General features: G+C 67.7%; 25 protein-coding genes and 1 pseudogene. 13 read left to right on the forward strand and 13 right to left on the reverse strand.

Going from position 1 to position 25,332, the window contains the following annotated elements:
- Positions 1-2: 2 nt before the first annotated feature.
- The 9 genes and pseudogenes from ACJ512_RS03730 to ACJ512_RS03770 all read right to left on the reverse strand — a co-directional run bounded on the left by ACJ512_RS03730 (position 3) and on the right by ACJ512_RS03770 (position 9,629).
- The gene (locus ACJ512_RS03730) at positions 3-2,822 is read right to left on the reverse strand and encodes an MMPL/RND family transporter (RefSeq protein WP_407685284.1); all 2,820 of its coding nucleotides are present in this window, start codon (positions 2,820-2,822) and stop codon (positions 3-5) included.
- Positions 2,823-2,887: 65 nt separating this feature from the next.
- Complete coding sequence (locus ACJ512_RS03735) at positions 2,888-3,310, reverse strand: MmpS family transport accessory protein (protein ID WP_407685285.1); 423 nt, start codon at positions 3,308-3,310, stop codon at positions 2,888-2,890.
- 276 nt (positions 3,311-3,586) lie between these two features.
- Positions 3,587-3,736, reverse strand: coding sequence for a hypothetical protein (locus ACJ512_RS03740; RefSeq protein ID WP_407685203.1), 150 nt, complete (start codon positions 3,734-3,736; stop codon positions 3,587-3,589).
- 76 nt (positions 3,737-3,812) lie between these two features.
- A pseudogene (locus ACJ512_RS03745) lies at positions 3,813-4,010 on the reverse strand (helix-turn-helix domain-containing protein); the annotation flags it as partial.
- Positions 4,011-4,165: 155 nt separating this feature from the next.
- Positions 4,166-5,422 (reverse strand): phophatidylserine decarboxylase associated domain-containing protein, encoded by a 1,257-nt coding sequence (locus ACJ512_RS03750; RefSeq protein ID WP_461479973.1) that lies wholly within the window; start codon positions 5,420-5,422, stop codon positions 4,166-4,168.
- A 115-nt stretch (positions 5,423-5,537) separates the two neighbouring features.
- Positions 5,538-5,987: a DUF5078 domain-containing protein gene (locus ACJ512_RS03755; RefSeq protein WP_369740855.1), complete on the reverse strand. Its 450-nt coding sequence runs from the start codon at positions 5,985-5,987 to the stop codon at positions 5,538-5,540.
- A gap of 76 nt (positions 5,988-6,063) precedes the next feature.
- On the reverse strand, positions 6,064-6,990 hold the full coding sequence (locus ACJ512_RS03760; RefSeq protein ID WP_407685205.1) for a crotonase/enoyl-CoA hydratase family protein: 927 nt from the start codon (positions 6,988-6,990) through the stop codon (positions 6,064-6,066).
- 11 nt (positions 6,991-7,001) lie between these two features.
- Positions 7,002-7,313, reverse strand: a complete 312-nt coding sequence (locus ACJ512_RS03765) for a hypothetical protein (RefSeq protein ID WP_407685286.1) — start codon at positions 7,311-7,313, stop codon at positions 7,002-7,004.
- A 219-nt stretch (positions 7,314-7,532) separates the two neighbouring features.
- Complete coding sequence (locus ACJ512_RS03770) at positions 7,533-9,629, reverse strand: prolyl oligopeptidase family serine peptidase (protein ID WP_407685206.1); 2,097 nt, start codon at positions 9,627-9,629, stop codon at positions 7,533-7,535.
- Positions 9,630-9,696: 67 nt separating this feature from the next.
- Between ACJ512_RS03770 and exaC the strand changes: the two genes are divergently transcribed.
- From exaC to ACJ512_RS03800, 6 genes are read left to right on the forward strand one after another with little or no spacing between them, the layout of a single operon-like run.
- Positions 9,697-11,220: an acetaldehyde dehydrogenase ExaC gene (gene exaC / locus ACJ512_RS03775; protein WP_407685207.1), complete on the forward strand. Its 1,524-nt coding sequence runs from the start codon at positions 9,697-9,699 to the stop codon at positions 11,218-11,220.
- Complete coding sequence (locus tag ACJ512_RS03780; protein WP_407685208.1) at positions 11,220-11,720, forward strand: DUF779 domain-containing protein; 501 nt, start codon at positions 11,220-11,222, stop codon at positions 11,718-11,720. Before exaC ends, ACJ512_RS03780 begins: the two co-directional genes overlap by 1 nt.
- A gap of 10 nt (positions 11,721-11,730) precedes the next feature.
- A complete protein-coding gene (locus ACJ512_RS03785) occupies positions 11,731-12,009 on the forward strand; it encodes a putative holin (protein ID WP_407685209.1) in 279 nt (92 codons plus the stop codon).
- Entirely contained in the window at positions 12,002-12,565 is a 564-nt protein-coding gene (locus ACJ512_RS03790) for a hypothetical protein (protein WP_407685210.1), read from the forward strand. Before ACJ512_RS03785 ends, ACJ512_RS03790 begins: the two co-directional genes overlap by 8 nt.
- A gap of 32 nt (positions 12,566-12,597) precedes the next feature.
- Positions 12,598-14,004, forward strand: coding sequence for a dihydrolipoyl dehydrogenase (gene lpdA, locus ACJ512_RS03795; RefSeq protein ID WP_407685211.1), 1,407 nt, complete (start codon positions 12,598-12,600; stop codon positions 14,002-14,004).
- A 13-nt stretch (positions 14,005-14,017) separates the two neighbouring features.
- Complete coding sequence (locus ACJ512_RS03800) at positions 14,018-14,293, forward strand: hypothetical protein (RefSeq protein ID WP_407685212.1); 276 nt, start codon at positions 14,018-14,020, stop codon at positions 14,291-14,293.
- On the opposite strand, the gene ACJ512_RS03805 is transcribed toward ACJ512_RS03800, so the two are convergent.
- Both ACJ512_RS03805 and ramB read right to left on the reverse strand, forming a co-directional pair.
- Positions 14,290-14,856: a carboxymuconolactone decarboxylase family protein gene (locus tag ACJ512_RS03805; RefSeq protein WP_407685213.1), complete on the reverse strand. Its 567-nt coding sequence runs from the start codon at positions 14,854-14,856 to the stop codon at positions 14,290-14,292. The two genes, ACJ512_RS03800 and ACJ512_RS03805, sit on opposite strands and share 4 nt — an antisense overlap.
- Positions 14,853-16,268, reverse strand: coding sequence for an acetate metabolism transcriptional regulator RamB (gene ramB, locus ACJ512_RS03810; protein WP_407685214.1), 1,416 nt, complete (start codon positions 16,266-16,268; stop codon positions 14,853-14,855). The genes ACJ512_RS03805 and ramB overlap by 4 nt, the downstream gene beginning before the upstream one ends.
- Positions 16,269-16,424: 156 nt before the next feature.
- Between ramB and ACJ512_RS03815 the strand changes: the two genes are divergently transcribed.
- From ACJ512_RS03815 to ACJ512_RS03830, 4 genes are all read left to right on the forward strand, one after another.
- The gene (locus ACJ512_RS03815; RefSeq protein ID WP_407685215.1) at positions 16,425-17,219 is read left to right on the forward strand and encodes an acyl-ACP thioesterase domain-containing protein; all 795 of its coding nucleotides are present in this window, start codon (positions 16,425-16,427) and stop codon (positions 17,217-17,219) included.
- Between the two features lie 279 nt (positions 17,220-17,498).
- A complete protein-coding gene (gene aceA / locus ACJ512_RS03820) occupies positions 17,499-18,785 on the forward strand; it encodes an isocitrate lyase (RefSeq protein ID WP_407685216.1) in 1,287 nt (428 codons plus the stop codon).
- A 166-nt stretch (positions 18,786-18,951) separates the two neighbouring features.
- A complete protein-coding gene (locus tag ACJ512_RS03825) occupies positions 18,952-19,818 on the forward strand; it encodes a 3-hydroxybutyryl-CoA dehydrogenase (protein WP_407685217.1) in 867 nt (288 codons plus the stop codon).
- A gap of 70 nt (positions 19,819-19,888) precedes the next feature.
- Positions 19,889-20,749 (forward strand): cyclopropane mycolic acid synthase family methyltransferase, encoded by an 861-nt coding sequence (locus tag ACJ512_RS03830; protein ID WP_407685218.1) that lies wholly within the window; start codon positions 19,889-19,891, stop codon positions 20,747-20,749.
- 45 nt (positions 20,750-20,794) lie between these two features.
- Here the strand turns inward: ACJ512_RS03830 and pcaA are convergent, their stop codons facing one another.
- Together pcaA and ACJ512_RS03840 are read right to left on the reverse strand one after the other, a co-directional pair.
- Positions 20,795-21,658 (reverse strand): cyclopropane mycolic acid synthase PcaA, encoded by an 864-nt coding sequence (gene pcaA, locus ACJ512_RS03835; RefSeq protein WP_407685219.1) that lies wholly within the window; start codon positions 21,656-21,658, stop codon positions 20,795-20,797.
- A 191-nt stretch (positions 21,659-21,849) separates the two neighbouring features.
- Positions 21,850-22,551: a TetR/AcrR family transcriptional regulator gene (locus tag ACJ512_RS03840; RefSeq protein ID WP_407685287.1), complete on the reverse strand. Its 702-nt coding sequence runs from the start codon at positions 22,549-22,551 to the stop codon at positions 21,850-21,852.
- Positions 22,552-22,658: 107 nt separating this feature from the next.
- Here ACJ512_RS03840 and ACJ512_RS03845 point away from each other — a divergent pair, with 107 nt between their 5' ends.
- The 3 genes from ACJ512_RS03845 to ACJ512_RS03855 all read left to right on the forward strand — a co-directional run bounded on the left by ACJ512_RS03845 (position 22,659) and on the right by ACJ512_RS03855 (position 25,315).
- Entirely contained in the window at positions 22,659-24,020 is a 1,362-nt protein-coding gene (locus ACJ512_RS03845) for a DUF445 domain-containing protein (RefSeq protein ID WP_407685288.1), read from the forward strand.
- A gap of 84 nt (positions 24,021-24,104) precedes the next feature.
- Entirely contained in the window at positions 24,105-24,551 is a 447-nt protein-coding gene (locus tag ACJ512_RS03850) for a helix-turn-helix domain-containing protein (protein ID WP_407685220.1), read from the forward strand.
- Between the two features lie 170 nt (positions 24,552-24,721).
- Positions 24,722-25,315: a heparin-binding hemagglutinin gene (locus ACJ512_RS03855; protein WP_407685221.1), complete on the forward strand. Its 594-nt coding sequence runs from the start codon at positions 24,722-24,724 to the stop codon at positions 25,313-25,315.
- The last annotated feature ends 17 nt before the right edge of the window (positions 25,316-25,332 follow it).

The following is a 25,332-nucleotide window of genomic DNA, read 5'->3' on the forward strand; positions in this document are numbered from 1 at the left end:
GGCTAGTCGCTGTAGGCGAACGAGTGGTCGGGCGGCCGGACGGTGCTCGCCGGGACCCGGGGCGGCCGTGACCGCACCCGCATCGGCCACCAGAACCAGCGGCCCAGCAGCGCGGCGATGGACGGGGTCATGAACGCGCGCACGATCAGGGTGTCGAACAGCAGGCCCAGGCCGATGGTGGTGCCCACCTGGCCGATGACGCGCACGTCGCTGACGACCATGGAGGCCATCGTGAACGCGAAGACCAGCCCGGCGTTGGTGACCACCTTGCCGGTGCCGCCCATGGACCGGATGATGCCCGTGTTCAGGCCGGCGCCGATCTCCTGTTTGAACCGCGACACCAGCAGCAGGTTGTAGTCCGACCCGACGGCCAGCAGCACGATGACCGACATCGCCAGCACCAGCCAGTGCAGTTCGATGCCGAGGATGTGCTGCCAGAACAGCACCGACAGGCCGAACGAGGAGCCCAGCGATATCGCGACCGTGCCGACGATGACCGCGGCGGCCACGAAGGCGCGGGTGATGATCAGCATGATGATGAAGATCAGGCACAGCGAGGAGACCCCGGCGATCACCAGGTCCCACCGGGCGCCCTCGGAGATGTCCTTGAACACGGCCCCGGTCCCGCCCAGATAGATCTTGGCGTCCTCCAACGGTGTTCCCTTGAGCGACTCCTCGGCCGCGGTCTGGATCTTGTCGATGCTGGCGATGCCCGCGGCCGACGCGGGATCCCCGCGGTGCAGGACGATGAACCTGGCCGCGTGCCCGTCCTCGGACAGGAAGTTGTTCATCGCGCGCTTGAAGTCCTTGTTCTTGAAGACTTCCGGGGGCAGGTAGAACGAGTCGTCGTTCTTGGCGGCGTCGAACGCGTGCCCCATCGCGGTGGCGTTGTCGCTCATCTGGTCCATCTGGTCGAAGATCCCCGACATGGTGCTGTGCATGGTCAGCATCATGGTGCGCATGCTGACCATGGTCTCGATCATGGGCGGGAACTGGGCGACCATCTCGGGCATCAGCCGGTCGAGCTCCTTGATGTCACCCACCAGCGTGTTGAGCTGATCGGAGATCTCGTCCACGCCGTCGATCGCGCCGAACACCGAGCGGATCGACCAGCAGATCGGGATGTCGAAACAGTGCTTCTCCCAATAGAAGTAGCTGCGGATGGGCCGCCAGAAGTCCTCGAAGTCGGCGATCTCGTTGCGCAGTTCGTTGGTGATCTGCTGCATCTGCTCGGTGTCGCCGACCATGTGGTGGGTGGTGGCGACGAGCCGGGTCATCAGGCCGTACATCCGTTGCATCGTCGCGATCGTCTTGGCCATCTCGTCGGCCTGCACCAGCATGTCGTTCATGCGGTCGCGCTGGTATTTCATGTTCTGCAGCTGACCGGCGTTCTGCATGCTCATCTGGAACGGGATCGAGGTGTGGTCCATCGTCGTGCCGTCGGGCCGCGTGATCGCCTGCACGCGAGAGATTCCGGGCACGCGGAAGACGCCCTTGGCCAGCCTGTCGAGGATCAAGAAGTCCGCCGGGTTGCGCATGTCGTGGTCGGACTCGATCATCAGGATCTCCGGCTTCATCCGGGCCTGCGAGAAATGGCGGTCCGCGGCCATGAAGCCGGCGTTGGCCGGGATGAAGGTCGGCAGGTAGTTGCGGTCGTTGTAGTTGGCCTTGTAACCGGGCAGGGTGAGCAGCCCGACCAGCGCGACCGCACACGTGACGGCCAGGATGGGCAGCGGCCAGCGCACCACCGCGGTGCCGACCCGGCGCCAGCCGCGCACCTTGAGCAACCGCTTCGGATCGAACAGGCCGAACCGGCTGCCCACGGTCAGCACCGCGGGCCCCAGCGTGAGCGCGACCGCCACCGCGACCAGCATCCCGACCGCGCACGGCACGCCCAGGGTCTGGAAGTAGGGCATCCGGGCGAAGCTGAGGCAGAACGTGGCGCCGGCGATGGTCAGGCCCGAGCCCAGGATGACGTGCGCGGTCCCCCGGTACATCGTGTAGAACGCCGTCTCCTTGTCCTCGCCGGCCTGGCGGGCCTCCTGGTAGCGGCCGATGATGAAGATCCCGTAGTCGGTGCCGGCCGCGATCGCCAGCGAGGTGAGCAGGCTGACCGCGAAAGTGGACAGCCCGATGAGCCCGGTGTGCCCGACCAGCGCGACCGCGCCCCGGGCCGCGGTCAGCTCGAAACCGACGGTGACCAGCAGCAAAAACACCGTGACCGGCGAACGATAGACGAACAACAGCATGATCAGGATCACGGCGACCGTGGTCGCGGTGATCCGCAGCATGGACCGGTCGCCGCTGTGGTGCAGGTCGGCGGCCAGCGCCGACACGCCGGTGACGTAGGCCTTGACCCCCGGCGGCGGGGGTACGCCGTCCACGATCTTGCGGACCGCCTCGACGGATTCGTTGGCCAGCGGCTCGCCCTGGTTGCCGGCGAGGTTCACCTGGACGGTCACGGCCTTGCCGTCGTTGCTCTGTGCGCCCGCCGCGGTGAGGGGATCGCCCCAGAAGTCCTGGATGCTCAGCACGTGCCGCGTGTCGGCGCGCAGCTTGCGGATCAGGACGTCGTAGAACCGGTGCGCGTCGTCGCCGAGGGGCTGGTTGCTCTCCAGCACGATCATCGCCGAACTGTCGGTCTCGCCCTCCTTGAAGACGTGCCCGATGCGTTTCATGGCCACGAACGACGGCGCGTCCGAAGGGCTCAGCGACACCGACCGTTCCTGGCCGACCTCTTCCAGCGACGGGACGAACATGCCGAGCAGGACGGTGACGGCTACCCAGAACAGGATGATCGGCACCGCCAGGGTGTGGATCATGCGGGCGAGGAAGGGCCGTTCGGCGTGGGGGGAGCCGGCGGCTTGCGACCCCGGGGGCGGCGCGCTCACGCGGACTTCACCAGGCAGAAGGTGTAGGCGTGGACCTCGTGGGAGATGCGCTCGGCCTTGACTTCGCCGTCGACCGTGATCCGGCAGCCGAGGGTGTCGCTATCCCCTTGTGCCACAAGGTTTCCCATCACCGCCGCCTTCGTCGTGGTGATGTGCAGCGACCAGGGCAGCCGGGCGCCGTCGACGCGCTGCGGGTCGCCGTTGACGTCGAAGTAACTGATGTCGGCGACCGCCCCCGCCGGACCGAAGACCTCGTAGCTGATCCGTTTGGGGTTGAACGGCTTCGGGTTTTCCAGGTTGCTGTCGGCGTAGGACTCCCGCTTGGCGGAGCCGAAGTAGCCGTGGACCCGGTACACGACGAATCCCCCGACGACGACCACCGCCAGGACCACCAGCGGAATCCAGGTCCGCGAGAGCAACTTGAAGATCGGAGTCCCCTTCACCGGTCGGCGGTTCGGCCGGGCGGACCGGGTGCGCCGTCCGCTCGAGCATGTTCAACTACGGATCACCGCGTCGCGCCGGCCGCCCCCGATCCCGGTGGTGGTGCGGCCGTAACACAACCAAGGCTTACCTAAGTAAATCACGGTGCCGCAAGCCTAGGTCCGGACGGTCGCGCCCTTCCCTCGTGCCCCTGAAGTGTAAGGCGTATCACGTGCGTAACGCGAAGCTGCGCGGGATGCCCGCCGGTCAACAAATCACACGGCGTGCGTTACGTTCTGCCGGTGGCGCAACTCGCTTTCCAGCGCGCCCGCACGGAAACTGGTGATGGTCGAGGCCGACCACGATCTGCGCAATCCGGCCAGCATCCGGTCGATGGTGGTGACGACGGTCCGCGTGGGTGCCATCCGGCACTCCTTTGCACTTGGCTCCGCGGTGATCGCGGATGCCTGTCCAGCGTCGGGTGCGGGGGACCGGCCGGGATCAGTCAAATGACTCGAACGTGGGCTCTCCGGCGTCGAGCGCGCCGAGGGCGGCGTGCAATCCGGCGCGGCTGGTGACGCCCAGCTTGGGGAACGCCCGGTACAGGTGCGCGCTGACGGTGCGGGGCGAAAGATACAGCCGGGCGGCGATCTCCTTGTTGGACAGGCCCTTTGCCGCCAATTCGGCAATCCGCCGTTCCGCGGTGTCCAGCAGCTGCGGGCTTGCGATCACGAACGCATGGCTTTTGCTCCCGTCGCCGCGAACGTCTCTCGCGGCGACGGGTCAAGCGTCGCGTGTGCGGGCGGCCCGGGATCAGTCAAATGACGCAATCTCGGGGCCGTGCGGCCCCGGCGCTACCGGGGCTGCTCGGGTGCGACGGCGAGCTTGGCGTTCACCAGGATCGTCGGCGCGTCCCCGTACTCGGACTGGGGGATGGCCGAGAAGTTGAAGTCGGCGATCGCGCCGGGGCGGAAGACCAGGCAGTGCGTCGAGCCGCCGAACTGGAAGTAGCCGAGTTCCTCGCCCTTGTCCACGTGGTAGCCGGGTTTGATGTGCTGGCCGATCAGGGTGGAGGACACCTCGCCGATGCCGACCGCCACCAGCGCCATCAGGCCGATGACGGGGTTGTCGGCCTCGATGAGCAGGATCGCGCGCGCCGAGACGTGGGCCATGTAGGACTGGGAGTCCGGCGGCTTGAGGGCGTCCCAGCTCTTGGAGACCGTCTCCGAGAAGTAGGTGCCCGGCTGGACGAACGCCCGGACGATCGTCCCGGCCACGGGGCTGTGCCAGTGGTGATACTTCATCGCCGACAGGTACGCCTGGTAGACGGTTCCGCCGACGAACTGGTCCACCGACTCGTCGTTGGCCAGCATGTCGCACAGCGAGTACGGCTGGTGCTTGATCCAGAACCGGTCGCGGTGCGCGATGTTGGTGGCGATGCGGTAGGGCGTCGACTCGCAGGCGCTGACGATCACGCTGTCGTCGTCCGGCGAGGCGACGGGCCGCTGGCCGTCCTTGAGGCGCCGGGTGAAGAAGTCGTTCCAGGATTTGAAGCCCCAGTGCTCGTCGTCGGGGTCGTAGACGAACTGCTCGATGCCCAGCGTGTGGCGCGCCTTCTCGGATTTCCAGCCCTTCGGGGAATCGTTGAGCACGTACAGCGAGTCGGGGCTGTCGAGGAACTCGCACCACGCGCCGAGGATCTTTTTGATCATCCCGTTGATCCGGGGGTCGCGGAACGCGGCGAAACCGGCCGGGGTGGTCGTCGCCCAGTCGAGGACCGCGCTCAGAGGGATGATCACCGCCTCGTCGCCGAACTCCGGGGCGATCGTGAGGACCTCGTTGATGAGACACAGCATCTGGTCCACGTCGTGCAGGTGACGGTTGCGGTATTGCTTGGTGCGCGGCACCTGGTCGATCATCTCGTTGACGTACATGTTCACGACGGGGTCGTCGTCGATGAGTTGCCTGAACTCCTTGAGCACCGGGTGCAACTCGGTCTGCTCGCCCTTGAGCTCGGCCCGCTTCCGGTGGCCGTGCAGCCACGACTCCAGCGTGTCGTGGTTCTCCGGCAGCCAGCCGGCCCGGCGGCGCACGTCCAGGTCAACATTCACATCAACATCATCGGCATTGATCGTCATGACGATCAGCCTTCCCCCGCCCCCGGCGGGTCAAACAGAATGCCTCGCGAACGACGCGGGCCGCGCTATCCGGGTTCGGTGGAAACCCTCAGCCCCAGTTCCACACCGACATGTCGCCGGGGGGGTAGTTGTTGCACACGTCGGTCGCCTTGGCTACGACGCCCTTGTTGTTGAAGAAGAGCTTCATGTGGTTGCGCCAGCCCCACCACAGCGGGTCGATCTGGTCGTAGAAGTGCTCGGAGTACTCTCGGCGCCCGGCCGGGTTCATGCCGAAGAACCAGTGCACCTTGTCCTGGGTCGCCTGCGCGTACTGCTGGTGGTTGTTGTAGTCGATCATGTAGCGCTCGTAGTACACCGGGCTGGTGTCCCGGGCGGCCGCCATGTACTGCTCGGCGTCGCAGGTGGTCGCGATCATCCGGCGGGGGATCGGGAAGTCTTCCGTGGAGTCGGCGGTGGCGGTCGTGGGGAAGACCACGGCGGCCAGGGCCAAAGCGAGTAAAACGGCGCCCGCACGCAGGCCAGAGCTCAGCCGAGACATAGTCGTTACCGTAGCACTTCCGGGGCACGGGCGTAGGGGCCCTTGGTCATATTCGTGATTTTTATAGTACAGCTCACTATCCATCGTTATCAGGGACGATGACGTGTGTGGGATCGGGCCGCAGCTCCGGCGGGGCCTGGCTGTAATCCCCGAACGGGCCGTCGCGGCGCTCGACGGCGGCCCGCACGCCCTCCGTCTCGGCGGTGCGGACGAAGTTGAGAGCCTCGGGGGTGTTGCGCATCAGCCCGTCGAGGATGCCGCCCAGCATCTGGGTGGACGCCAGGCCCATGTTCTCGTAGGCCTGGTTGACGATCAGTTTCTGCGCCCGCAACTGCGACAGCGGGATGCATGCCAGCTCGGCGGCGATCTCGGCGACGCGGGCCTCGAGGCGCTCGAAGGGCACCGCCTCGTTGATCAGCTCGACCTCGGCGGCCTGCACGCCGCTGAGCGGGCGGCCTGTCAGCGAGTGCCACTTGACCCGGGCCAGGCTGAGGCGATACAGCCACATCCCGGTCAGGTAGGCGCCCCACATCCGGGCATACGGGGTGCCGATCACCGCGTCCTCGCTGGCGATGACGATGTCGGCGCACAGCGCGTAGTCGCTGGCCCCGCCGACACACCAGCCGTGCACCTGCGCGATCACCGGCTTGGAGGCACGCCAGATGGCCATGAACTTCTGCGTCGGCCCGGTCTCGCGCGCGGTGACCATCGCGAAGTCCTTGCCGGGGTCCCACCGCCCGTCGGTCGTCATGGCCTCGCCCCAGTGTCGGAAGCCCCTGCCGAAGTCGTAGCCGCCGGAGAAGGCCGGGCCCGCGCCGCGCAGCACGATGACCTTGATGGCGTGGTCGCGTTCGGCCAGGCCCACGGCCGCCTCGATCTCGTCGGGCATCGGCGGGACAATGGTGTTGAGCTGCTCGGGGCGGTTCAGCGTGATGGTGGCCACCGGGCCGGCCGTGGTGTAGAGCAGGGTTTCGAAGCGGGGTGCCGGCTCGCCAGGTTTCATAGCCCGGCAGCCTACGGATCCGGCTGTCGATTCTCCGGCGTCGACGCGTAGATGCGGCCGTTGATCTTGAGGTACGGCGTGCTCAGGTAGGCCGAGAACACCACTATGGCCACGAAGACCGACGCCGCGAGGATACCGTTCGGCCAGATCTTGCCCACCCCGATCGCAAAGCAGACGATGCCGACGATCGAGGTCGTCCAGTAGTACCGCCGGCCCGCCCGGCGGTGGGTGATGTAGCGGAAGCGTGCCTGCGTTGCCCCGGCCGCGATGCCGATCAGGCCGGTCACCAGCAGCGTGAGTTCGATGCGTTCGATCGCTGACACGTCGATGATCCTATGTTCGGGGACCGGCGCCTGCGCGCCCACCGGACCAGCAGGGCGACGGCGACGGGCGGCCACGGCGGCCGGCACGTACCTCTGGTAGCGCTGGACCGCGCGCCGATGTGGTCGCCGGCCGGGTGCCCGGCCAGCACCCAGAGGCGCACCCACGCGGCGGCGCCCGACGGGCCAACTGGGCAGCAGGGTGCCCTCCGGGCGCGGTGGCTAACCGGAGGACCCGGGCAACGTGCGGTGCAGGAACGAATAGCTCAGCGCCGCCTTGAACGCCAGTTGCTCGTTGTCGGCCGCCCCGGCGTGTCCGCCCTCGATGTTCTCGTAATACCAGACCTTGTGCCCGGCCGCCTCCAGGGCCGCCGTCATCTTACGGGCATGGCCAGGATGGACGCGGTCGTCGCGCGTGGACGTGGTGATCAACACCGGCGGATAGCGCCGCGATGCCGAGATGTTCTGGTACGGAGAGTATTCGGAGATGAACTTCCAGTCGTCGGGATTGTCCGGGTCGCCGTACTCGGCCACCCATGAGGCGCCGGCCAGCAACAGGTGGTAGCGCTTCATGTCCAGCAGCGGCACGTCGCACACCAGGGCGCCGAACTTCTCCGGGTACCTGGTCAGCATGATGCCCATCAGCAGCCCGCCGTTGCTGCCGCCGCGCGCGCCGAGCCGCTCCACCGTCGTGATGCCGCGGGCAACCAGATCGGTTGCCACCGCGGCGAAGTCCTCGTCCACCTTGTGCCTGCCCTCGCGGATCGCCTGGGTGTGCCAGCCGGGCCCGTACTCGCCGCCGCCGCGGATGTTCGCCAGCACGTAGGTGCCCCCGCGGGCGAGCCACAACCGGCCCAGCACGCCGTTGTAGGCGGGCGTGTTGGCGGTCTCGAACCCGCCGTAGCCGTACAGCAGCGTCGGGCCCGGCCCCGGCGCGTCGGCCGGCCCCACGACGAAGTAGGGGATGGCGGTACCGTCGGCCGACTCGGCGAAATGCTGTGCGACCGAGAAGTTTTCGGCGTCGAAAAACGCCGGCGCCGACTTGATCGCCTCCAGTGGCCCCGCGCCGGTGCCACGCATCAGCCGGGACGGGGAGACGAATCCGCTGGAGTCCAGGAAGAACTCGTCGCCGTGTTCGTCGGCGGCGGCGATCACCGTGTTGGTCGCGGCCGGGATGCCCGCCACGGGCTCGCGCCGCCAGGTGCCCCGTGACGATCGCAAGCGCGGCGAAGCCGGGCGCAGCGGGTCGTCACGCGAGGGCGGCGTGGCGATCTCGACGCGGCTGGCCACGTCGGCCAGCGTCACGATCAGCAGGCGGTCCCTGGTCCAGGCGTAGTGGTGCAGTGCGGTGTGCGCGTCGGGCTCGAACACCACCCGCAATTCGGCTGTGCCCGAGAGGAATGGGTCGTAGTCGGCCGCCAGCAGCGACCCGGCGCGGTACGTCGCGGTGCCGTGGTACCAGTCGCTGCGCAGCTCGATCAGCAGCCACTCGCGGTGTATCGACACGCTGGCGTCGGTCGGCGCGTCGATGCGGATCAACTCGGAGTCGTCGGGGGAGCCGCGCAGTTCGTAGATCTCCTCGTTCCAGAAGTCGACCGCCCGTGCCAGCAGGGTGCGCTCGAACCCCGGCGTGCGGTCCACCGAGGCGGAGACGCGCACGTCGGTGTCCGCGCCCTCGAAGACGGTTTCCGCGTCGGTCAGCGGTGTGCCCCGGCGCCACCGCTTGACCACCCGCGGGTAGCCGGACTCGGTGAGCGAGCCGGCGCCGAAGTCGGTGCCCACCAGTACGGTATCGGCGTCTTCCCACGCGATCTGGGACTTGGCCTCCGGTAGCTCGAATCCTCCCGTGACGAATCGCCGTGTGAGCATGTCGAATTCGCGAACGATGGACGCGTCGGAGCCGCCGGGGGACAAGCCGACCAGCGCGCGCGTGTACTCGGGTTCGATGACGCCGGCGCCCGCCCACACCCACTTCGCGTCGTCAGCTCGGCCCAATTCGTCTACGTCGATCAGCACGTCCCACTCGGGGGAGTCGGTGCGGTAGCTGTCCAGGGTGGTGCGCCGCCACAGCCCGCGCGGGTTGGCGGCGTCGCGCCAGAAGTTGTACAGGTGCTCGCCGCGGCGCACCACGTAGGGGATGCGGGCGTCGGTGTCGAGCACTTCGAGCGCCTCGGTGCGCATCCGCTCGAAGCCGGCGTCACGGAATTCCGCCAGCGTGGGTGCGTTACGCGCACGCACCCAGTCCAGCGCCTCGTCGCCGCTGATGTCCTCGAGCCACAGATACGGGTCGGCGCGGTCCGGGGCAGACTCAGATGTCATGGCAGCCATTGTGGCCCCGGCGGTACTGTGAGGTGTGTTACAGCGGTGAGAACGAGGAGCCGAGCAGATGACTGTTTTCGCACGTCCGGGTACGGCCGGGGCATTGATGTCGTATCAGTCCCGGTACGGGAACTTCATCGGGGGGCAGTGGGTCGCACCGGTGGGCGGCCGGTACTTCGAGAACCCGACGCCGGTGACCGGCCAGGCCTTCTGCGAGGTGGCCCGCTCGGATGCGGCCGACGTCGAGAAGGCGCTCGACGCCGCGCACGCGGCGGCACCGGCCTGGGGCAAGGCCGCGCCGGCCGCGCGGGCGGCGATCCTGAACAAGATCGCCGACCGGATGGAGGAGAACAAGCTCGCGCTGGCGGTCGCCGAGGTCTGGGACAACGGCAAGCCGATCCGCGAGGCCATGAGCGCCGACATCCCGCTGGCGGCCGACCATTTCCGGTACTTCGCCGCGGCGCTGCGCGCCCAGGAGGGCTCGCTGAGCCAGATCGACGAGGACACCGTCGCCTATCACTTCCACGAGCCGCTCGGGGTGGTGGGGCAGATCATCCCGTGGAACTTCCCGATCCTGATGGCCGCCTGGAAGCTGGCGCCGGCGCTGGCCGCCGGCAACGCGGTGGTGCTCAAGCCCGCCGAGCAGACACCGGCGTCGGTGCTCTACCTGATGTCGCTGATCGGCGACCTCTTGCCGGCGGGGGTGGTCAACGTCGTCAACGGGTTCGGCGCCGAGGCCGGCAAGCCGCTGGCGTCGAGCAACCGCATCGCCAAGATCGCGTTCACCGGCGAAACCACCACCGGGCGCCTGATCATGCAGTACGCCAGCCAGAACCTGATCCCGGTCACCCTCGAGCTCGGCGGCAAGAGCCCCAACATCTTCTTCTCCGACGTGATGGCGGCGCACGACAACTTCTGCGACAAGGCCCTGGAAGGGTTCACCATGTTCGCCCTCAACCAGGGCGAGGTGTGCACCTGCCCGTCGCGCAGCCTGATCCAGTCCGACATCTACGACGAGTTCCTCGAGCTGGCCGCCATCCGCGCCAAGGCCGTGCGGCAGGGCGACCCGCTCGACTCCGAGACGATGCTGGGTTCCCAGGCCTCCAACGACCAGCTGGAAAAGATCCTGTCCTACATCGAGATCGGCAAAGACGAAGGCGCGAGGGTCCTTTGCGGCGGCGAGCGCGCCGAGCTCGGCGGTGACCTGTCCGGCGGCTACTACATGCAGCCGACGATCTTCTCCGGCAACAACGCGATGCGGGTCTTCCAGGAGGAGATCTTCGGCCCGGTGGTGACGGTGACGTCGTTCGACGACTACGACGACGCGATCGCGATCGCCAACGACACCCTCTACGGTCTGGGCGCGGGCGTGTGGAGCCGCGACGGCAACACCGCCTACCGGGCCGGCCGCGACATCCAGGCCGGGCGGGTGTGGGTGAACTGCTACCACGTGTATCCGCCGCACGCTGCGTTCGGCGGATACAAGCAGTCCGGCTTCGGGCGCGAGTGCCACCAGATGGCGCTCGAGCACTACCAGCAGACCAAGAACATGCTGGTGTCCTACTCCGACAAGGCGCTCGGTTTCTTCTGATGGACCCGGGTGCCCCGGTGGGGGCCGTCATCACCGCCCCCGCCGCCGAGTTGCTCGCGCGGCTGGCCGAACGCCACGGCCCGCTGATGTTCCACCAGTCCGGCGGCTGCTGCGACGGGTCGTCGCCGATGTGCTACCCGCAAGGGGACTTCCTCGTCGGCGACCGCGACGTGTTGCTCGGGGTGCTCGACGTCGGGGACGGGGTGCCAGTGTGGATCTCGGGCCCGCAGTACGAGGTGTGGAAGCACACGCAGCTGGTGATCGACGTGGTCGCGGGCCGCGGCGGCGGATTCAGCCTGGAGGCCCCCGAAGGGGTGCGGTTCCTGTCCCGCGGCCGCGTCTTCACCGACGGGGAGCAGGCCCTGGTGCGCGCCGCGCCCGTCGTCACCGGCGCCGCCTACGAGCGGGGGCAGCGCCCGCCGGTGCGGGGTCAGGTGGTGGTCCGCGACACCGCGGCCGCGGCGGCAACGTGCCGTCCCCCCACCGGGAAACCGCAGTAATCTCGTCACCGTGATCCCGCTTCCGCGTCCCTGGCTGCTGGCGAGCGCCATGCTCCTCGGCTGCGCGGCCGGGCTGCTGGCCGGGGTCGCGTTCACCTCGGTGGCCCACGCCGGCATCCGCCCGGTCGTCGCGATCGCGCTGGTGGTCGGGATTCCCACCGTCACCGGGCTGCTGACGATCCTGTTCTCCGGGCGGCGCTGGGTCACGACGCTGGGCGCGTTCGTCCTCGGACTCGGGCCGGGATGGTTCGGTGTGCTCGTCGCCCTGCGGGTGGTCGCCGGTGGCTGAGGATCACGACCCCGAGTCCGGCCCGGGCACCGCGGCGTTCGTGCCGGATTTCTCGGACGACGAGCACACCGGCACCCAGTCCTGGGTCCCCGATTTCTCCGACGACACCGGCTCGCAGCCGGTGCCCGTGGTCACCGGGCCCGAGGCGCCCGAGCCGCCCTCCGAGCCGCCCAATGCGCCGGCGGAGCGCGAGCCGACCGGGGCGCCGGTGCCGGTCACCGTTCCCGGGCGTTACCTCTACCTGAAGTGGTGGAAGCTGGCGCTGGTGATCGCCGGCGTGTGGTCCGCGGCGGCGCCGGTGGGACTGGGACTGTTCTCGTGGTGGTACACCACGATCGACAAGTCGCTGCCGGTGTTCGTGGTCCTGGTCTACGTCATGGCCTGCGCCGTGGGCGGCGTGATGCTGGCGATGACCGAAGGGCGGCCGCTGGTCTCGGCGCTGTCGGTGGCGGTGATGTCGGGGCCGCTGGCCTCCGTTGCCGCCGCGGCGCCGCTGTACGGCTTCTACTATTGCCAGCAGACGGGCCACTGCCTGGTCGGGATCATTCCGTATTAACGACCGGCCCGGCCGCCCACTAGGGTGGGCTCGTGACTTCTCACTATGACGTCGTCGTCCTCGGAGCGGGCCCCGGCGGGTATGTCGCCGCCATTCGCGCCGCTCAGCTCGGCCTGAACACGGCCATCGTCGAACCGAAGTACTGGGGCGGGGTCTGCCTCAACGTCGGCTGCATCCCGTCCAAGGCGCTGCTGCGCAACGCCGAGCTGGCCCACATCTTCACCAAGGAGGCCAAGACCTTCGGCATCGGCGGGGAGGCGACGTTCGACTACGGCATCGCCTACGACCGCAGCCGCAAGGTCGCCGAGGGCCGCGTCGCCGGCGTGCACTTCCTGATGAAGAAGAACAAGATCACCGAGATCCACGGGTACGGCAGGTTCACCGACGACCACACCCTGTCGGTCGAGTTGAACGAGGGCGGCAATCAGGACGTCACGTTCGACAACGCCATCATCGCGACCGGCAGCAGCACCCGGCTGGTGCCGGGCACGTCGCTGTCGGCCAACGTGGTCACCTACGAGGAGCAGATCCTGTCCCGGGAGCTGCCGGAGTCGATCATCATCGCCGGCGCCGGCGCGATCGGCATGGAGTTCGGCTACGTGCTGAAAAACTACGGCGTCGACGTGACCATCGTGGAGTTCCTGCCCCGCGCGCTGCCCAACGAGGACGCCGAGGTGTCCAAGGAGATCGAGAAGCAGTTCAAGAAGCTGGGCGTCAAGATCGTCACCGGGACCAAGGTCGAGTCGATCTCCGACCCTGGATCCAGTGGCGCCCAGGTCACCGTGACGGTCAGCAAGGACGGCAAGCCCGAGGAGCTCAAGGCCGCAAAGGTGTTGCAGGCCATCGGGTTCACGCCCAACGTCGAGGGCTACGGCCTGGAGACGGTCGGCGTGGCGCTGAACGAATACCGGGGCATCGGCATCAACGAGTACATGCGCACCAGCGTTCCCCACATCTACGCCATCGGCGACGTGACCGCCTTCCTGATGCTGGCGCACGTCGCGGAGGCCATGGGGGTGGTGGCGGCCGAGACCATCGCCGGGGCCGAGACGTTGCCGCTGGGGGACTGCCGCATGCTGCCCCGCGCGACGTTCTGCCAGCCGCAGGTGGCCAGCTTCGGGCTCACCGAGGAGCAGGCCCGGGACGCGGGATACGACGTTCGGGTCGCCAAGTTCCCGTTCACCGCCAACGCCAAGGCCCACGGTTTGGGCGACCCCAGCGGTTTCGTCAAGCTGGTCGCCGACGCCACGCACGGCGAGCTGCTGGGCGGGCACCTGATCGGCCACGACGTGTCGGAGCTGCTGCCCGAGCTGACGCTGGCGCAGAAGTGGGACCTGACCGCGGCCGAACTGGCCCGCAACGTGCACACCCACCCGACCATGTCCGAGGCGCTGCAGGAGTGCTTCCACGGCCTGACCGGCCACATGATCAACTTCTGATGGCAGCGGTGCGATGATCCGCGGTGACACCATCGTCGGTGCCGTCGGCGGCGTGGCCACCGGTTACGTCCTGTGGCTGGTGGCCTTTTCGATCGGGAACGACACCACCACGGTGAGCCGGTGGGCTCCGCCGGTGTTGCTGCTGGCGGTCGTGCTCGGTGCCGGCGGCGCGGCCTGGGCATGGTGGCTGCGGCGACGCCGCAGCCACGCCTGGGCGGCGTTCGCGGCCGGGCTGCCGCTTTTGCCCGTGGTCCTGACGGTGGCCGTGGTGGCCGACACCTACCTCTAGCTCCTCTCGCGCGGATTGTCCAGCGGAATGTCGAGCGCGGTGATCGTCGCGGCGAGCCCGTCGTATTGGCTTGCCAACAAACAGAATTCGATCAACTGTCGCTGATCGAGGTGGCATGCCAGCTGTTGCCAGGTCGCGCCGGTCAGCCTGCGGTAGGCCAGGAACTCGTCTGTGGCCCGCAGCAGCGCGACCTGCCGGGCGTCGAGCGCGGCGGCGCCGTCGGCGGAGTGCGGCCAGGCGAAGATCGCAACCTGGGTGGCCGCGTCCAGGCCCGCCTGGCGGCCCATCCGCCGGTGGTGCTGCAACTCGTACTCGCACCCGCGCACGTGCCCGACGCGCAGGATCACCAACTCGGCGTCGGCCCGCGGCAGCCGGCCCCGCAGCAGTGCGCCGGAGTAGGGCATCCAGAACCACAGCAGCCGCCGGTGCCGGCCCAGCGTGGTGAACAGGTGCATCTCCGGCGCCCGCACGGTGCGCGCCATCACCCGCGCCGCCACCCAGTTGATCAGCCCCAGGTCGCGAAGCTTCGTCGTCGAGGGAATGCGGCCCGGCCCCCCGGTCATGGCTGCTTCACCAGGTAGGGGGACACGGTGCTGCGGTGCTCGTCGAGGTCGAGCGCGCGCCCCAACGCCGGGAACGCCCGCTGCGGGCAGTTGTCGCGTTCGCAGACACGGCAACCCGCGCCGATCGGTGTGGCGATCTCACCCGACAAGTCGAGTCCTTCCGAGTAGACGAGCCGGTGCGCGTGGCGGAGTTCGCAGCCCAGCCCGATCGCGAAGGTCTTACCGGGCTGACCATACCGCGCGGCACGGCGCTCCACGGTGCGGGCCACCCACATGTAGTTGCGCCCGTCGGGCATCTGGGCGATCTGCACCAGGATCTTGCCGGGGTTGGCGAACGTCTCGTAGACGTTCCACAACGGACAGGTGCCGCCGCTGGAGGAGAAGTGAAAACCGGTGGCGGACTGGCGTTTCGACATGTTGCCCGCCCGGTCCACCCGGATGAAGGAGAACGGGACGCCGCGCATCGACGGCCGTTGCAGCGTGGAGAGCCGGTGCGCGATCGTCTCGTAGCTCACCGCGTAGAACGACGACAGCCGCTCGACGTCGTAGCGGAAGTTCTCCGCGACGTCGTGGAACTGGCGGTACGGCAGCACCGCGGCCGCGGCGAAGTAGTTGGCCAGCCCCAGCCGGGCCAGGGTGTGCGACTCGTCGCTGGTGAACTTTCCCTCCTCGACCAGGGTATCGATCAGGTCGCCGAACTCGAGGTAGGCCAGTTCGGCGGCCATCTTGAACACCTGCTGGCCCAGCGACAGGTGGGTGCTGATCTCGAGGGTCTTGGTCCCCGCGTCGTAGCGGTGCAGCACGGTGTCGCCGAGGTCGATGCGCCGGTTGATGTGCACCCCGTGCACCTCGGTGAGGCGGCGGTTGAGCTCGCGGGCCAGATCGCCGTGGTGCAGCCGCATCTGGATCGTGAGGTCCTCGGCGGCGGTGTCCAGCTCGTGCAGGTAGTTCTGACGTTGGTAGAAGTAGTCGCGGACCTCTTCGTGGGGCATGGTGATGGACCCGGTGCCGCTGCCGTCGAAGAACCGCTCCTCGGTGGCGGCGGCCAGTTGTGCGGTGGTGATTCGGTAGCGCCGGTGCAGGTTGACCACCGCCCGGGCCAGGGCGGGGTGGTCGCTGACCATCTCGGCGACCTCGGTGGGGTCGACGTCGATGTCGAGGTCGCGGTCCATCGTCACCTCGCGCAACTCGGCCACCAGTCGGGTGTCGTCCTGCGAGGCGAAGAAGGTCGCGTCCACCCCGAACACCTCGGTGATCCGGAGCAACACGGCGACCGTCAGCGGTCGCACGTCGTGCTCGATCTGGTTGAGGTAGCTCGGCGAGATCTCCAGCATCTGAGCCAGCGCGGCCTGGGAGAACCCGCGCTCGTTGCGCAGCTGGCGCACGCGCGAGCCGACGAATGTCTTCGACACGCCAGCGAGCCTACCCGTCCTGCGAAGACCGGCTTTGCAGAGTTGGCATCCGGATACGGCTTTGTCACAATTGGTATTCGGGGAACGTCATTGGCATGATTCGCATCGGGCCCGGCGTCAAGCTTGGGTGCCGACAAGAGTACGGGGAGCGACGCCGTGAGCCTGGATAAGAGAATGATGCCGGTCCCGGATGGCCACCCCGACGTGTTCGATCGCGAATGGCCGCTGCGGGTCGGCGACATCGACCGCACCGGCCGGCTGCGGCTGGACGCCGCCGCCCGGCACATCCAGGACATCGGGCAGGACCAGCTGCGTGAGATGGGGTTCGAGGAGACCCATCCGTTGTGGATCGTCCGCCGCACCATGGTGGACCTGATCCGCCCGATCGAGTTCCAGGACATGCTGCGTCTGCGCAGATGGTGCTCGGGCACCTCCAACCGGTGGTGCGAGATGCGGGTGCGGGTCGACGGCCGCAAGGGCGGGCTGATCGAGTCCGAGGCGTTCTGGATCAACATCAACCGGGACACCCAGATGCCCTCGCGCATCGCCGACGACTTCCTGGACGGGCTGCGCAAGACGACCGACGTCGGCCGGCTGCGCTGGAAGGGCTACCTGAAGCCCGGTGGTCGCGAGGACGCGGGCGAGATCCACGAGTTCCCGGTGCGCGTCACCGACATCGACCTGTTCGACCACATGAACAACTCGGTCTACTGGAGCGTGATCGAGGACTATCTCGCGTCGCACACCGAGCTGCTGGCGGGCCCGCTGCGCGTGACCATCGAACACGAGGCGCCGGTGGCGCTGGGCGACAAGCTCGAGATCATCTCCCACGTCCACCCGGCGGGATCGACCGACCGGTTCGGCGCCGACCTGGCCGACCGGGCTGTTACGACGCTCACATATGCGGTCGGTGACGAGACGAAAGCCGTCGCCGCGCTCTTCGCACTCTGACCCCCGCCGCCCGGCGCGGGTCCGCCGGCAAATGCGCGCCTGACCTGCGACTTTGCGATTACTGACCGGTAGTTTCTGAAACGGTTAAGTTTTCGGCCGCCTTCGCAAGATTTGCAAACTCGGCGGAACTCGTTGCCGAAATTGGCAATTGAAATGGGTGGACTCCGGTCCGCACGCTGTGCCATCGTCGAGTTAGCACATCAGCGAAGTCGGGCCCGTAGCTACGCCGCAAGGCGGCACCGGCCTCGACGATCAAAGTTTGTTAAGGAGTCAAGCCCGATGTCTGTCGTTGGCACCCCGAAGAGCGCCGAGAAGATCCAGCAGGACTGGGACACCAACCCGCGCTGGAAGGACGTGACCCGCACCTACAGCGCCGAAGACGTCGTCGCGCTGCAGGGAACGGTCGTCGAGGAGAACACGCTGGCGCGCCGCGGCGCCGAGGTGTTGTGGGACGAGCTGCACGACCTGGAGTGGGTCAACGCGCTGGGCGCCCTCACCGGCAACATGGCCGTCCAGCAGGTGCGCGCCGGCCTCAAGGCGATCTACCTGTCGGGCTGGCAGGTCGCCGGTGACGCCAACCTGTCCGGCCACACCTACCCCGACCAGAGCCTGTACCCGGCCAACTCGGTGCCGCAGGTGGTTCGCCGGATTAACAACGCCCTGCAGCGCGCCGACCAGATCGCCAAGATCGAGGGCGACACCTCGGTCGAGAACTGGCTGGCGCCGATCGTCGCCGACGGCGAGGCCGGCTTCGGCGGCGCCCTCAACGTCTTCGAGCTGCAGAAGGCCATGATCGCCGCCGGCGTCGCGGGCACCCACTGGGAGGACCAGCTGGCGTCGGAGAAGAAGTGTGGCCACCTGGGCGGCAAGGTGCTGATCCCGACCCAGCAGCACATCCGCACGCTGACGTCGGCCCGGCTGGCCGCCGACGTGTGCGACGTCCCGACCGTCGTGATCGCCCGCACCGACGCCGAGGCCGCCACGCTGATCACCTCCGACGTCGACGAGCGCGACCGGCCGTTCATCACCGGCGAGCGCACGCGGGAGGGCTTCTACCGCACCCGCAACGGCATCGAGCCCTGCATCGCGCGTGCCAAGGCCTACGCCCCGTACGCGGACCTGATCTGGATGGAGACCGGGACCCCCGACCTCGAGCTGGCGCGCAAGTTCTCCGAGGCGGTCAAGGCCTCCTACCCCGACCAGATGCTGGCCTACAACTGCTCGCCGTCGTTCAACTGGCGCAAGCACCTCGACGACAGCACCATCGCGAAGTTCCAAAAAGAGCTTGCCGCAATGGGGTTCAAGTTCCAGTTCATCACGCTCGCCGGCTTCCACGCGCTGAACTACTCGATGTTCGACCTGGCCTACGGCTACGCCCGCAACCAGATGAGCGCCTACGTCGAGCTGCAGGAGCGCGAGTTCGCCGCCGAGGAGCGCGGCTACACCGCGACCAAGCACCAGCGTGAGGTCGGTGCCGGGTACTTCGACCGCATCGCCACCACGGTCGACCCGAACTCCTCGACGACCGCGCTGACCGGCTCCACCGAAGAGGGCCAGTTCCACTGAGGGCGTTGGCGCCGAGCGTGAACCTGCTGCGAGTTTTCGGCTGATTTTTCGCAATGGCTACACGCTCGGTGCACTGAGTATCAGCTGAAGTAGCATTGGCCCCGCCCGGCGCTGTCGGGCGGGGCCAATTGCGGTGCAGGACAATACGACGCGAAAGAGAACTCGGGTGAGCGACGCAGCTGCGATCCAGCGGGTAGGGGTAATCGGGGCCGGCCAGATGGGATCCGGCATCGCCGAGGTCTCGGTCCGTGCCGGTGTCGACGTGACGGTGTTCGAGACCACCGAGGCGTTGATCACGGCGGGCCGCAACCGCATCGTGAAGTCGCTCGAGCGCGGCGTCAGCGCGGGCAAGGTGACCGAACGGGAGCGCGACCGCGCGCTGGGCAAACTCACCTTCACCACCGACTTGAAGGACCTGGCCGACCGGCAGTTGGTGATCGAGGCCATCGTCGAGGACGAGGCGGTCAAGGCGAAGGTCTTCGCCGAGCTGGACCGGGTCGTCACCGACCCGGACGCGGTGCTGGCGTCCAACACCTCCAGCATCCCGATCATGAAGATCGCCGCGGCCACCAAGAACCCGCAGCGCGTGCTGGGCCTGCATTTCTTCAATCCCGTCCCGGTGCTGCCGCTGGTCGAGCTGGTCAGCACGCTGGTCACCGACGAAGCCGCCGCCGCCCGCACCGAGGAGTTCGCCGGCGCGGTGCTGGGCAAGCAGGTGGTGCGGTGCTCGGACCGTTCCGGTTTCGTCGTGAACGCGCTGCTGGTGCCGTATTTGCTGTCGGCGATCCGGATGGTTGAGGCCGGCTTTGCCAGCGTGGAGGACGTCGACAAGGCCGTGGTTGCCGGGCTGTCGCATCCGATGGGCCCGCTGCGGCTGTCCGACCTCGTCGGCCTGGACACCCTCAAGCTGATCGCGGACAAGATGTTCGACGAATTCAAGGAGCCGCAATACGGCCCGCCGCCGCTGCTGCTGCGCATGGTGGAGGCGGGCCGGCTCGGCAAGAAGTCGGGCAGGGGTTTCTACGCCTACTGAGCCTGTATGACATGCTCCCGCCGATCGGTTACTATTCTCCCGTTCAACAGTCGGGAGGTTCACCAAGAGCATGACAGCGCTGCAGCCCTACTACGAAGAGTCGCAATCGATCTACGACGTCTCCGATGAGTTTTTCGCGCTATTCCTAGACCCCACCATGGGTTACACCTGCGCGTACTTCGAGCGCGACGACATGACGCTGGAGGAGGCGCAGAACGCGAAGTTCGACCTCGCGCTGGGCAAGCTGAACCTCGAACCCGGCATGACGGTGCTCGACATCGGGTGTGGCTGGGGCGGCGCGCTGCAGCGCGCGGTCGAGAAGTTCGACGTCAACGTCATCGGAATCACGTTGAGCCGCAACCAGTTCGCGTACAGCAAGAAGAGGCTCGCCGGTATTCCCACCGAACGCAACATCGAGGTGCGGTTGCAGGGCTGGGAAGAGTTCGAGGACAAGGTCGACCGGATCGTCAGCATCGGCGCCTTCGAGGCATTCAAGGCGGATCGCTGGCCCGCGTTCTTCGAGCGCGCCCACGACATTCTGCCCGACGACGGCCGGATGCTGTTGCACACCATCCTGACCTACCACTGGCAGCAGATGTCGGCGCTCGGCATCTCCCTGACCATGCGCGATATCCGGTTCGCGCGATTCATCGGCACCGAGATCTTCCCGGGCGGACAGTTGCCGACCGAGGAAGACATTGTCAAATTCGCCGAGCCCGCCGGGTTTTCCGTCGAGCGAGTGCAATTGCTGCGCGAGCACTACGAGCGGACCCTCAACATCTGGGCGGCCAATCTGGAGGCCAACAAAGAAAAGGCGATCGCCATCCAATCGCAAGAGGTCTACGACCGGTACATGCACTATCTGACCGGGTGTGAGAACTTCTTCCGTAAAGGCATCAGCAATGTGGGGCAATTCACTTTGGTGAAGTGAGCGACGCCCCGGATCGTCGCTGACGAACCGGGGCGCGCCGCGCCGCTACTTTTCCAGCGTGAACTGGTTGACGTCGGTGTATCCCTGACGGAACAGCTTGGCGCAGCCGGTGAGGTATTTCATGTACCGGTCGTAGACCTCTTCGGACTGGATCGCGATGGCGTGGTCCTTGTTCGCCTCGAGGGCGGCGGCCCAGTGCTCCAGGGTTCTCGCGTAGTGCAGTTGCAACGACTGGATCCGGGTCACCTCGAAGCCCGCCGCGAGCGCGTGCTCCTCGACCGACGGGATGGTCGGCAGCCAGCCGCCCGGGAAGATCTCGGCCAGGATGAACTGGGTGAAGTGAACGACCTCGTGGGTCAGCGGCCTGCCCTTCGCCCGGGCCTCCTTGAAGGTGGGACGCGTGATGGTGTGCAGCATCATGAGGCCGTCCGCCGGCAGCACCCGGTGGGCCATGTGGAAGAAGTGGCCCCAGCGCTGGCGGCCGAAGTGCTCGAACGCGCCGATCGAGACGATCCGGTCGACCGGTTCGTGGAACTTCTCCCAGCCTTCGAGCAGCACCCGCCGCGAGCGGGCGGTGTCCATCTGGTCGAACGTCTCCTGCACGTGTTCGGCCTGGTTCTCCGAGAGCGTCAGGCCCACCACGTTGACGTCGTACTTCTCGATGGCCCGCCGCATGGTGGCGCCCCAGCCGCAGCCGATGTCGAGCAGGGTCATCCCCGGCTCGAGCGCGAGCTTGCTCAGCGACAGGTCGATCTTGGCGAGCTGCGCCTCCTGCAGCGTCATGTCGTCGCGCTCGAAGTAGGCGCAGCTGTAGGTCTGGGTGGGGTCCAGGAACAGCCGAAAGAAGTCGTCGGACAGGTCGTAGTGAGCTTGCACGTTGCCAAAATGCGGCGTGAGCTGCACGGACATCACGTAATGGGCCTTTCTGTGTTACTGAGGCACGGGCGCAGTCAACGGCGCATCCCGAACTACCCCCTACGCATCCCCTGCATGCTAGCCGCTCTCTCGGTCAAAGTCCCCTTACGCCGGGTACGTCACGCGCGACCGTTGCGATCCCGAAAGGGAAATGTTTTGCCGGTATTCGGGCGGACGCGACGGCCTCATTCCCCGGGCGGCGGGACGATCGGCGAGGGGTGCGGCTCCGCGCGGAACTTGTCCAGCGACCCGCCTACCTCGACGATGCCGCGCAGCGCGCTCCAGCTGAGCATGGTCAGGTAGTCGATGAGCTCGTCGCTGGTCATGCGCGGGTCCGACATCCAGGAGTGGGTGGCCAGCTGGACCCCGCCGACGATCAGATAGGCCCACGGTTCCACCCCGCCGGTGTCCATCCCGGCCTCGTGCATGCGCCGGCGCATCAGCACGGCGAGCATGCGCGCGATGATGCGTTCGGAGTCGGCGATCACCTTGCTCTTGCTGGCCGAGCTGTTTGCCATGACGAACCGGTACGGCTCGGGTTCGGACGCCACCGTGTCGACGTACACCCGGATGACCTCGCGGGTCAGGTCGATGCCGTCGAGGTTCGACGACAGCGCGGCCGCCATGTTGGGGATCAGGGTGGTCTGCGCGAAGCGCATCATCACCGCCGTCGTCAGGTCGTTCTTGTCGACGAAGTAGCGGTACAGCACGGTCTTGGACACCCCGATCTCCGCGGCGATCTCGTCCATGCTCACGAAACGGCCCTGGCGACGGATCGCGTCGATCGTGCCGTCGACCAACTCGTTGCGACGCTCCACCTTGTGCTGGTGCCAACGCCGTTTTCGGCCGTCGGTCTTCACGGTCCCGGCCGGGAGGTGCTCAGCCACTGTCACGAATTCCCATTCACTAGACGACCTCGATACTACGGCCCGGCGGGCGCCGCGGGGCGCACCGTCCGCACGGATGCCGACGACGGCCCGGTGGTGCATGGATGATGGTGTGGTGGCACGAGGATGCTGGCCCGGTGGCGCATAGGCTCCCCGCTCGGGTCGAGACGGCGGCGCGGCCCCGCGCGTCGTTCGCGGAGTCGTTCGCAGGCGCGGATCCGCAGGCCGACGCCGAGCGGCGGGTCGGTCTGCGCCGGATGAAGCTCGTGGCGCTCGGCTTCCTGGTCGGTGCCACCGGTGTGTTTCTCGCCTGCCGGTGGGTGCAGGCGCAGGGCGGCGCGGCCGCCTGGGTCGGCTACGTCGGTGCCGCCGCGGAGGCCGGGATGGTGGGTGCGCTGGCCGACTGGTTCGCCGTGACCGCGCTGTTCAAGCATCCGCTGGGCATTCCCATCCCGCACACCGCGATCATCAAGCGCAAGAAGGACCAGCTCGGCGAGGGCCTGGGGACCTTCGTGCGGGAGAACTTCCTGTCGCCGGTGGTCGTCGAGACCAAGCTGCGCGACGCAGAGGTGCCCGGACGGCTGGGCAAGTGGCTGTCGGAGGCCCCGCACGCCGAGCGGGTGGCCGGCGAGACCGCGACGGTGCTGCGGGTTCTGGTGGAGCTGCTGCGCGACGACGACGTTCAACAGGTCATCGACCGGATGATCGTGCGCCGCATCGGCGAACCGCAGTGGGGCCCGCCCGTGGGGCGGGTGCTGGGCACGCTGCTGGCCGAGAACCGGCAGGAGGCGCTGATCCAGTTGCTGGCCGACCGCGCCTTTCAATGGTCGCTGAACGCCGGCGAGGTCATCCAGCGGGTGGTCGAGCGCGATTCGCCGAGCTGGTCGCCGCGATTCGTCGACCAGCTCGTCGGCGACCGCATTCACCGCGAACTGATGGATTTCACCGACAAGGTGCGCCGCAACCCCGAGCACGAGTTGCGCCGCTCGGCCACCCGATTCCTGTTCGAGTTCGCCGAGGACCTGCAGCACGATCCGGACACCATCGCGCGCGCGGACGCCGTCAAGGAGCAGCTGATGGCGCGCGAGGAGATCGGCAACGCCGCCGCGACCGCGTGGCGGACGCTCAAGCGGCTGGTCCTCGAAGGCGTCGACGACCCGTCCAGCACCCTGCGCTCGCGCATCGCCGACACGGTCGTGCGCATCGGCGAATCGTTGCGCGACGACGCCGAACTGCGCGACAAGGTGGACGACTGGATGGTCAGGGCGGCGCAGCACCTGGTCACCCAGTACGGGGTGGAGATCACCGCGATCATCACCGAGACGATCGAACGCTGGAACGCCGACGAGGCCAGCCGGCGCATCGAGTTGCACGTGGGGCGCGACCTGCAATTCATCCGGATCAACGGCACGGTGGTGGGCGCGCTGGCGGGACTCGTCATTTATGCCGTCGCGCAGCTAATGTTCTGAGAAGTGCTAACCAGTGCTTGCAAAAGCAAGCACCGCTCCGTACGCTGGTGCCGTCCAATAGGCCCGACGACCCAGGAGTGCGCAATGCCAGCGGAGGAGAAGCTCTCCGCCAAGGTGTCCACGGCGGCCTCTGACATGGCCTCCGACATCGGCAGCTTCATCCGGAGCCAGCGCGAGCTCGCCCAGGTGTCGGTGCGGCAGCTGGCCGAACGGTCCGGCGTCAGCAACCCGTACCTGAGCCAGGTGGAGCGCGGGTTGCGCAAACCCTCCGCCGACGTCCTGAACCAGATAGCAAAGGCACTGCGGGTCTCCGCGGAGGTTCTCTACGTGCGGGCGGGCATTCTCGAGCCGGGCGAGACCAGCCAGGTCCGCGACGCCATCGTCACCGACATGGCGATCACCGAGCGTCAGAAGCAGATCCTGCTCGACATCTACGCCTCGTTCGCCCACCAGAACGAAGCCGCCCTCGAGGAGGGTGGCGCCGGCCCCGGTGCCGACGAGCCCGCCGGTGAGCCGGCGACGCATAGATAATCGGCCGCCGGGCTATCCAGAAACCATCGGGAGGTCTTCCGGCAAATTGCGCATCACGACACAGCGCGGCTCTTGACGACCGCAGCGGCGGCGGCCGACGCTGGCCCTAACTCTCCGACGCACCACGGAACAACCACAGACCACGAAAAGAAACCATGAAAGGAACAACCATGGCAGAAAACTCGAACATCGAAGACCTACGGGCCCCGTTGCTGGCGGCGCTGGGCGCGGCCGACCTGGCGCTGGCGACCGTCAACGACCTGGTCGCCAACATGCGCGACCGCGCCGAGGAGACGCGCACCGACACCCGCAGCCGGGTCGAGGAGAGGCGTGCCCGCCTGGCCAAGATGCAGGAGGACCTGCCCGAGCAGCTGACCGAGCTGCGCGAGCGGTTCACCGCCGACGAGCTGCGCAAGGCCGCCGAGGGCTACATGGAGGCGGCGACCGGCCGGTACAACGAGCTGGTCGAGCGCGGCGAGGCCGCGCTGCAGCGGCTGCGCAGCCAGCGGCCCTTCGAGGACACTGCGGCGCGCGCCGAGGGCTACGTGGACCAGGCCGTCGAACTGACCCAGGAGGCGCTCGGCACCGTGGCGTCGCAGACCCGCGCGGTCGGGGAGCGGGCGGCCAAGCTGGTCGGCATCGACCTGCCCAAGAAGGCCGAGGAGCCGGCCAAGGCCGTGGCCAAGAAGGCCCCCGCCAAGAAGGCTCCGGCCAAGAAGGCGCCGGCCAAGAAGGCGCCGGCCAAGAAGGTCACCCAGAAGTGAGCCGGGGTCCGGGTCGC

The organism is Mycobacterium cajalii (assembly GCF_045809005.2).
Classification (GTDB): Bacteria; Actinomycetota; Actinomycetes; order Mycobacteriales; family Mycobacteriaceae; genus Mycobacterium.

What these genes read in the sequence shown, in the direction of transcription:
- ACJ512_RS03730 (WP_407685284.1), bottom strand. Translation starts at nt 2,822, where the DNA reads ATGATCCACACCCTGGCGGTGCCGATCATCCTGTTCTGGGTAGCCGTC.
- ACJ512_RS03740 (WP_407685203.1), bottom strand. Translation starts at nt 3,736, where the DNA reads ATGGCACCCACGCGGACCGTCGTCACCACCATCGACCGGATGCTGGCC.
- ACJ512_RS03755 (WP_369740855.1), bottom strand. Translation starts at nt 5,987, where the DNA reads ATGTCTCGGCTGAGCTCTGGCCTGCGTGCGGGCGCCGTTTTACTCGCT.
- ACJ512_RS03760 (WP_407685205.1), bottom strand. Translation starts at nt 6,990, where the DNA reads ATGAAACCTGGCGAGCCGGCACCCCGCTTCGAAACCCTGCTCTACACC.
- ACJ512_RS03770 (WP_407685206.1), bottom strand. Translation starts at nt 9,629, where the DNA reads ATGACATCTGAGTCTGCCCCGGACCGCGCCGACCCGTATCTGTGGCTC.
- exaC (WP_407685207.1), top strand. Translation starts at nt 9,697, where the DNA reads ATGACTGTTTTCGCACGTCCGGGTACGGCCGGGGCATTGATGTCGTAT.
- ACJ512_RS03780 (WP_407685208.1), top strand. Translation starts at nt 11,220, where the DNA reads ATGGACCCGGGTGCCCCGGTGGGGGCCGTCATCACCGCCCCCGCCGCC.
- ACJ512_RS03800 (WP_407685212.1), top strand. Translation starts at nt 14,018, where the DNA reads ATGATCCGCGGTGACACCATCGTCGGTGCCGTCGGCGGCGTGGCCACC.
- ACJ512_RS03805 (WP_407685213.1), bottom strand. Translation starts at nt 14,856, where the DNA reads ATGACCGGGGGGCCGGGCCGCATTCCCTCGACGACGAAGCTTCGCGAC.
- aceA (WP_407685216.1), top strand. Translation starts at nt 17,499, where the DNA reads ATGTCTGTCGTTGGCACCCCGAAGAGCGCCGAGAAGATCCAGCAGGAC.
- ACJ512_RS03830 (WP_407685218.1), top strand. Translation starts at nt 19,889, where the DNA reads ATGACAGCGCTGCAGCCCTACTACGAAGAGTCGCAATCGATCTACGAC.
- pcaA (WP_407685219.1), bottom strand. Translation starts at nt 21,658, where the DNA reads ATGTCCGTGCAGCTCACGCCGCATTTTGGCAACGTGCAAGCTCACTAC.
- ACJ512_RS03845 (WP_407685288.1), top strand. Translation starts at nt 22,659, where the DNA reads ATGGTGTGGTGGCACGAGGATGCTGGCCCGGTGGCGCATAGGCTCCCC.
- ACJ512_RS03850 (WP_407685220.1), top strand. Translation starts at nt 24,105, where the DNA reads ATGCCAGCGGAGGAGAAGCTCTCCGCCAAGGTGTCCACGGCGGCCTCT.
- ACJ512_RS03855 (WP_407685221.1), top strand. Translation starts at nt 24,722, where the DNA reads ATGGCAGAAAACTCGAACATCGAAGACCTACGGGCCCCGTTGCTGGCG.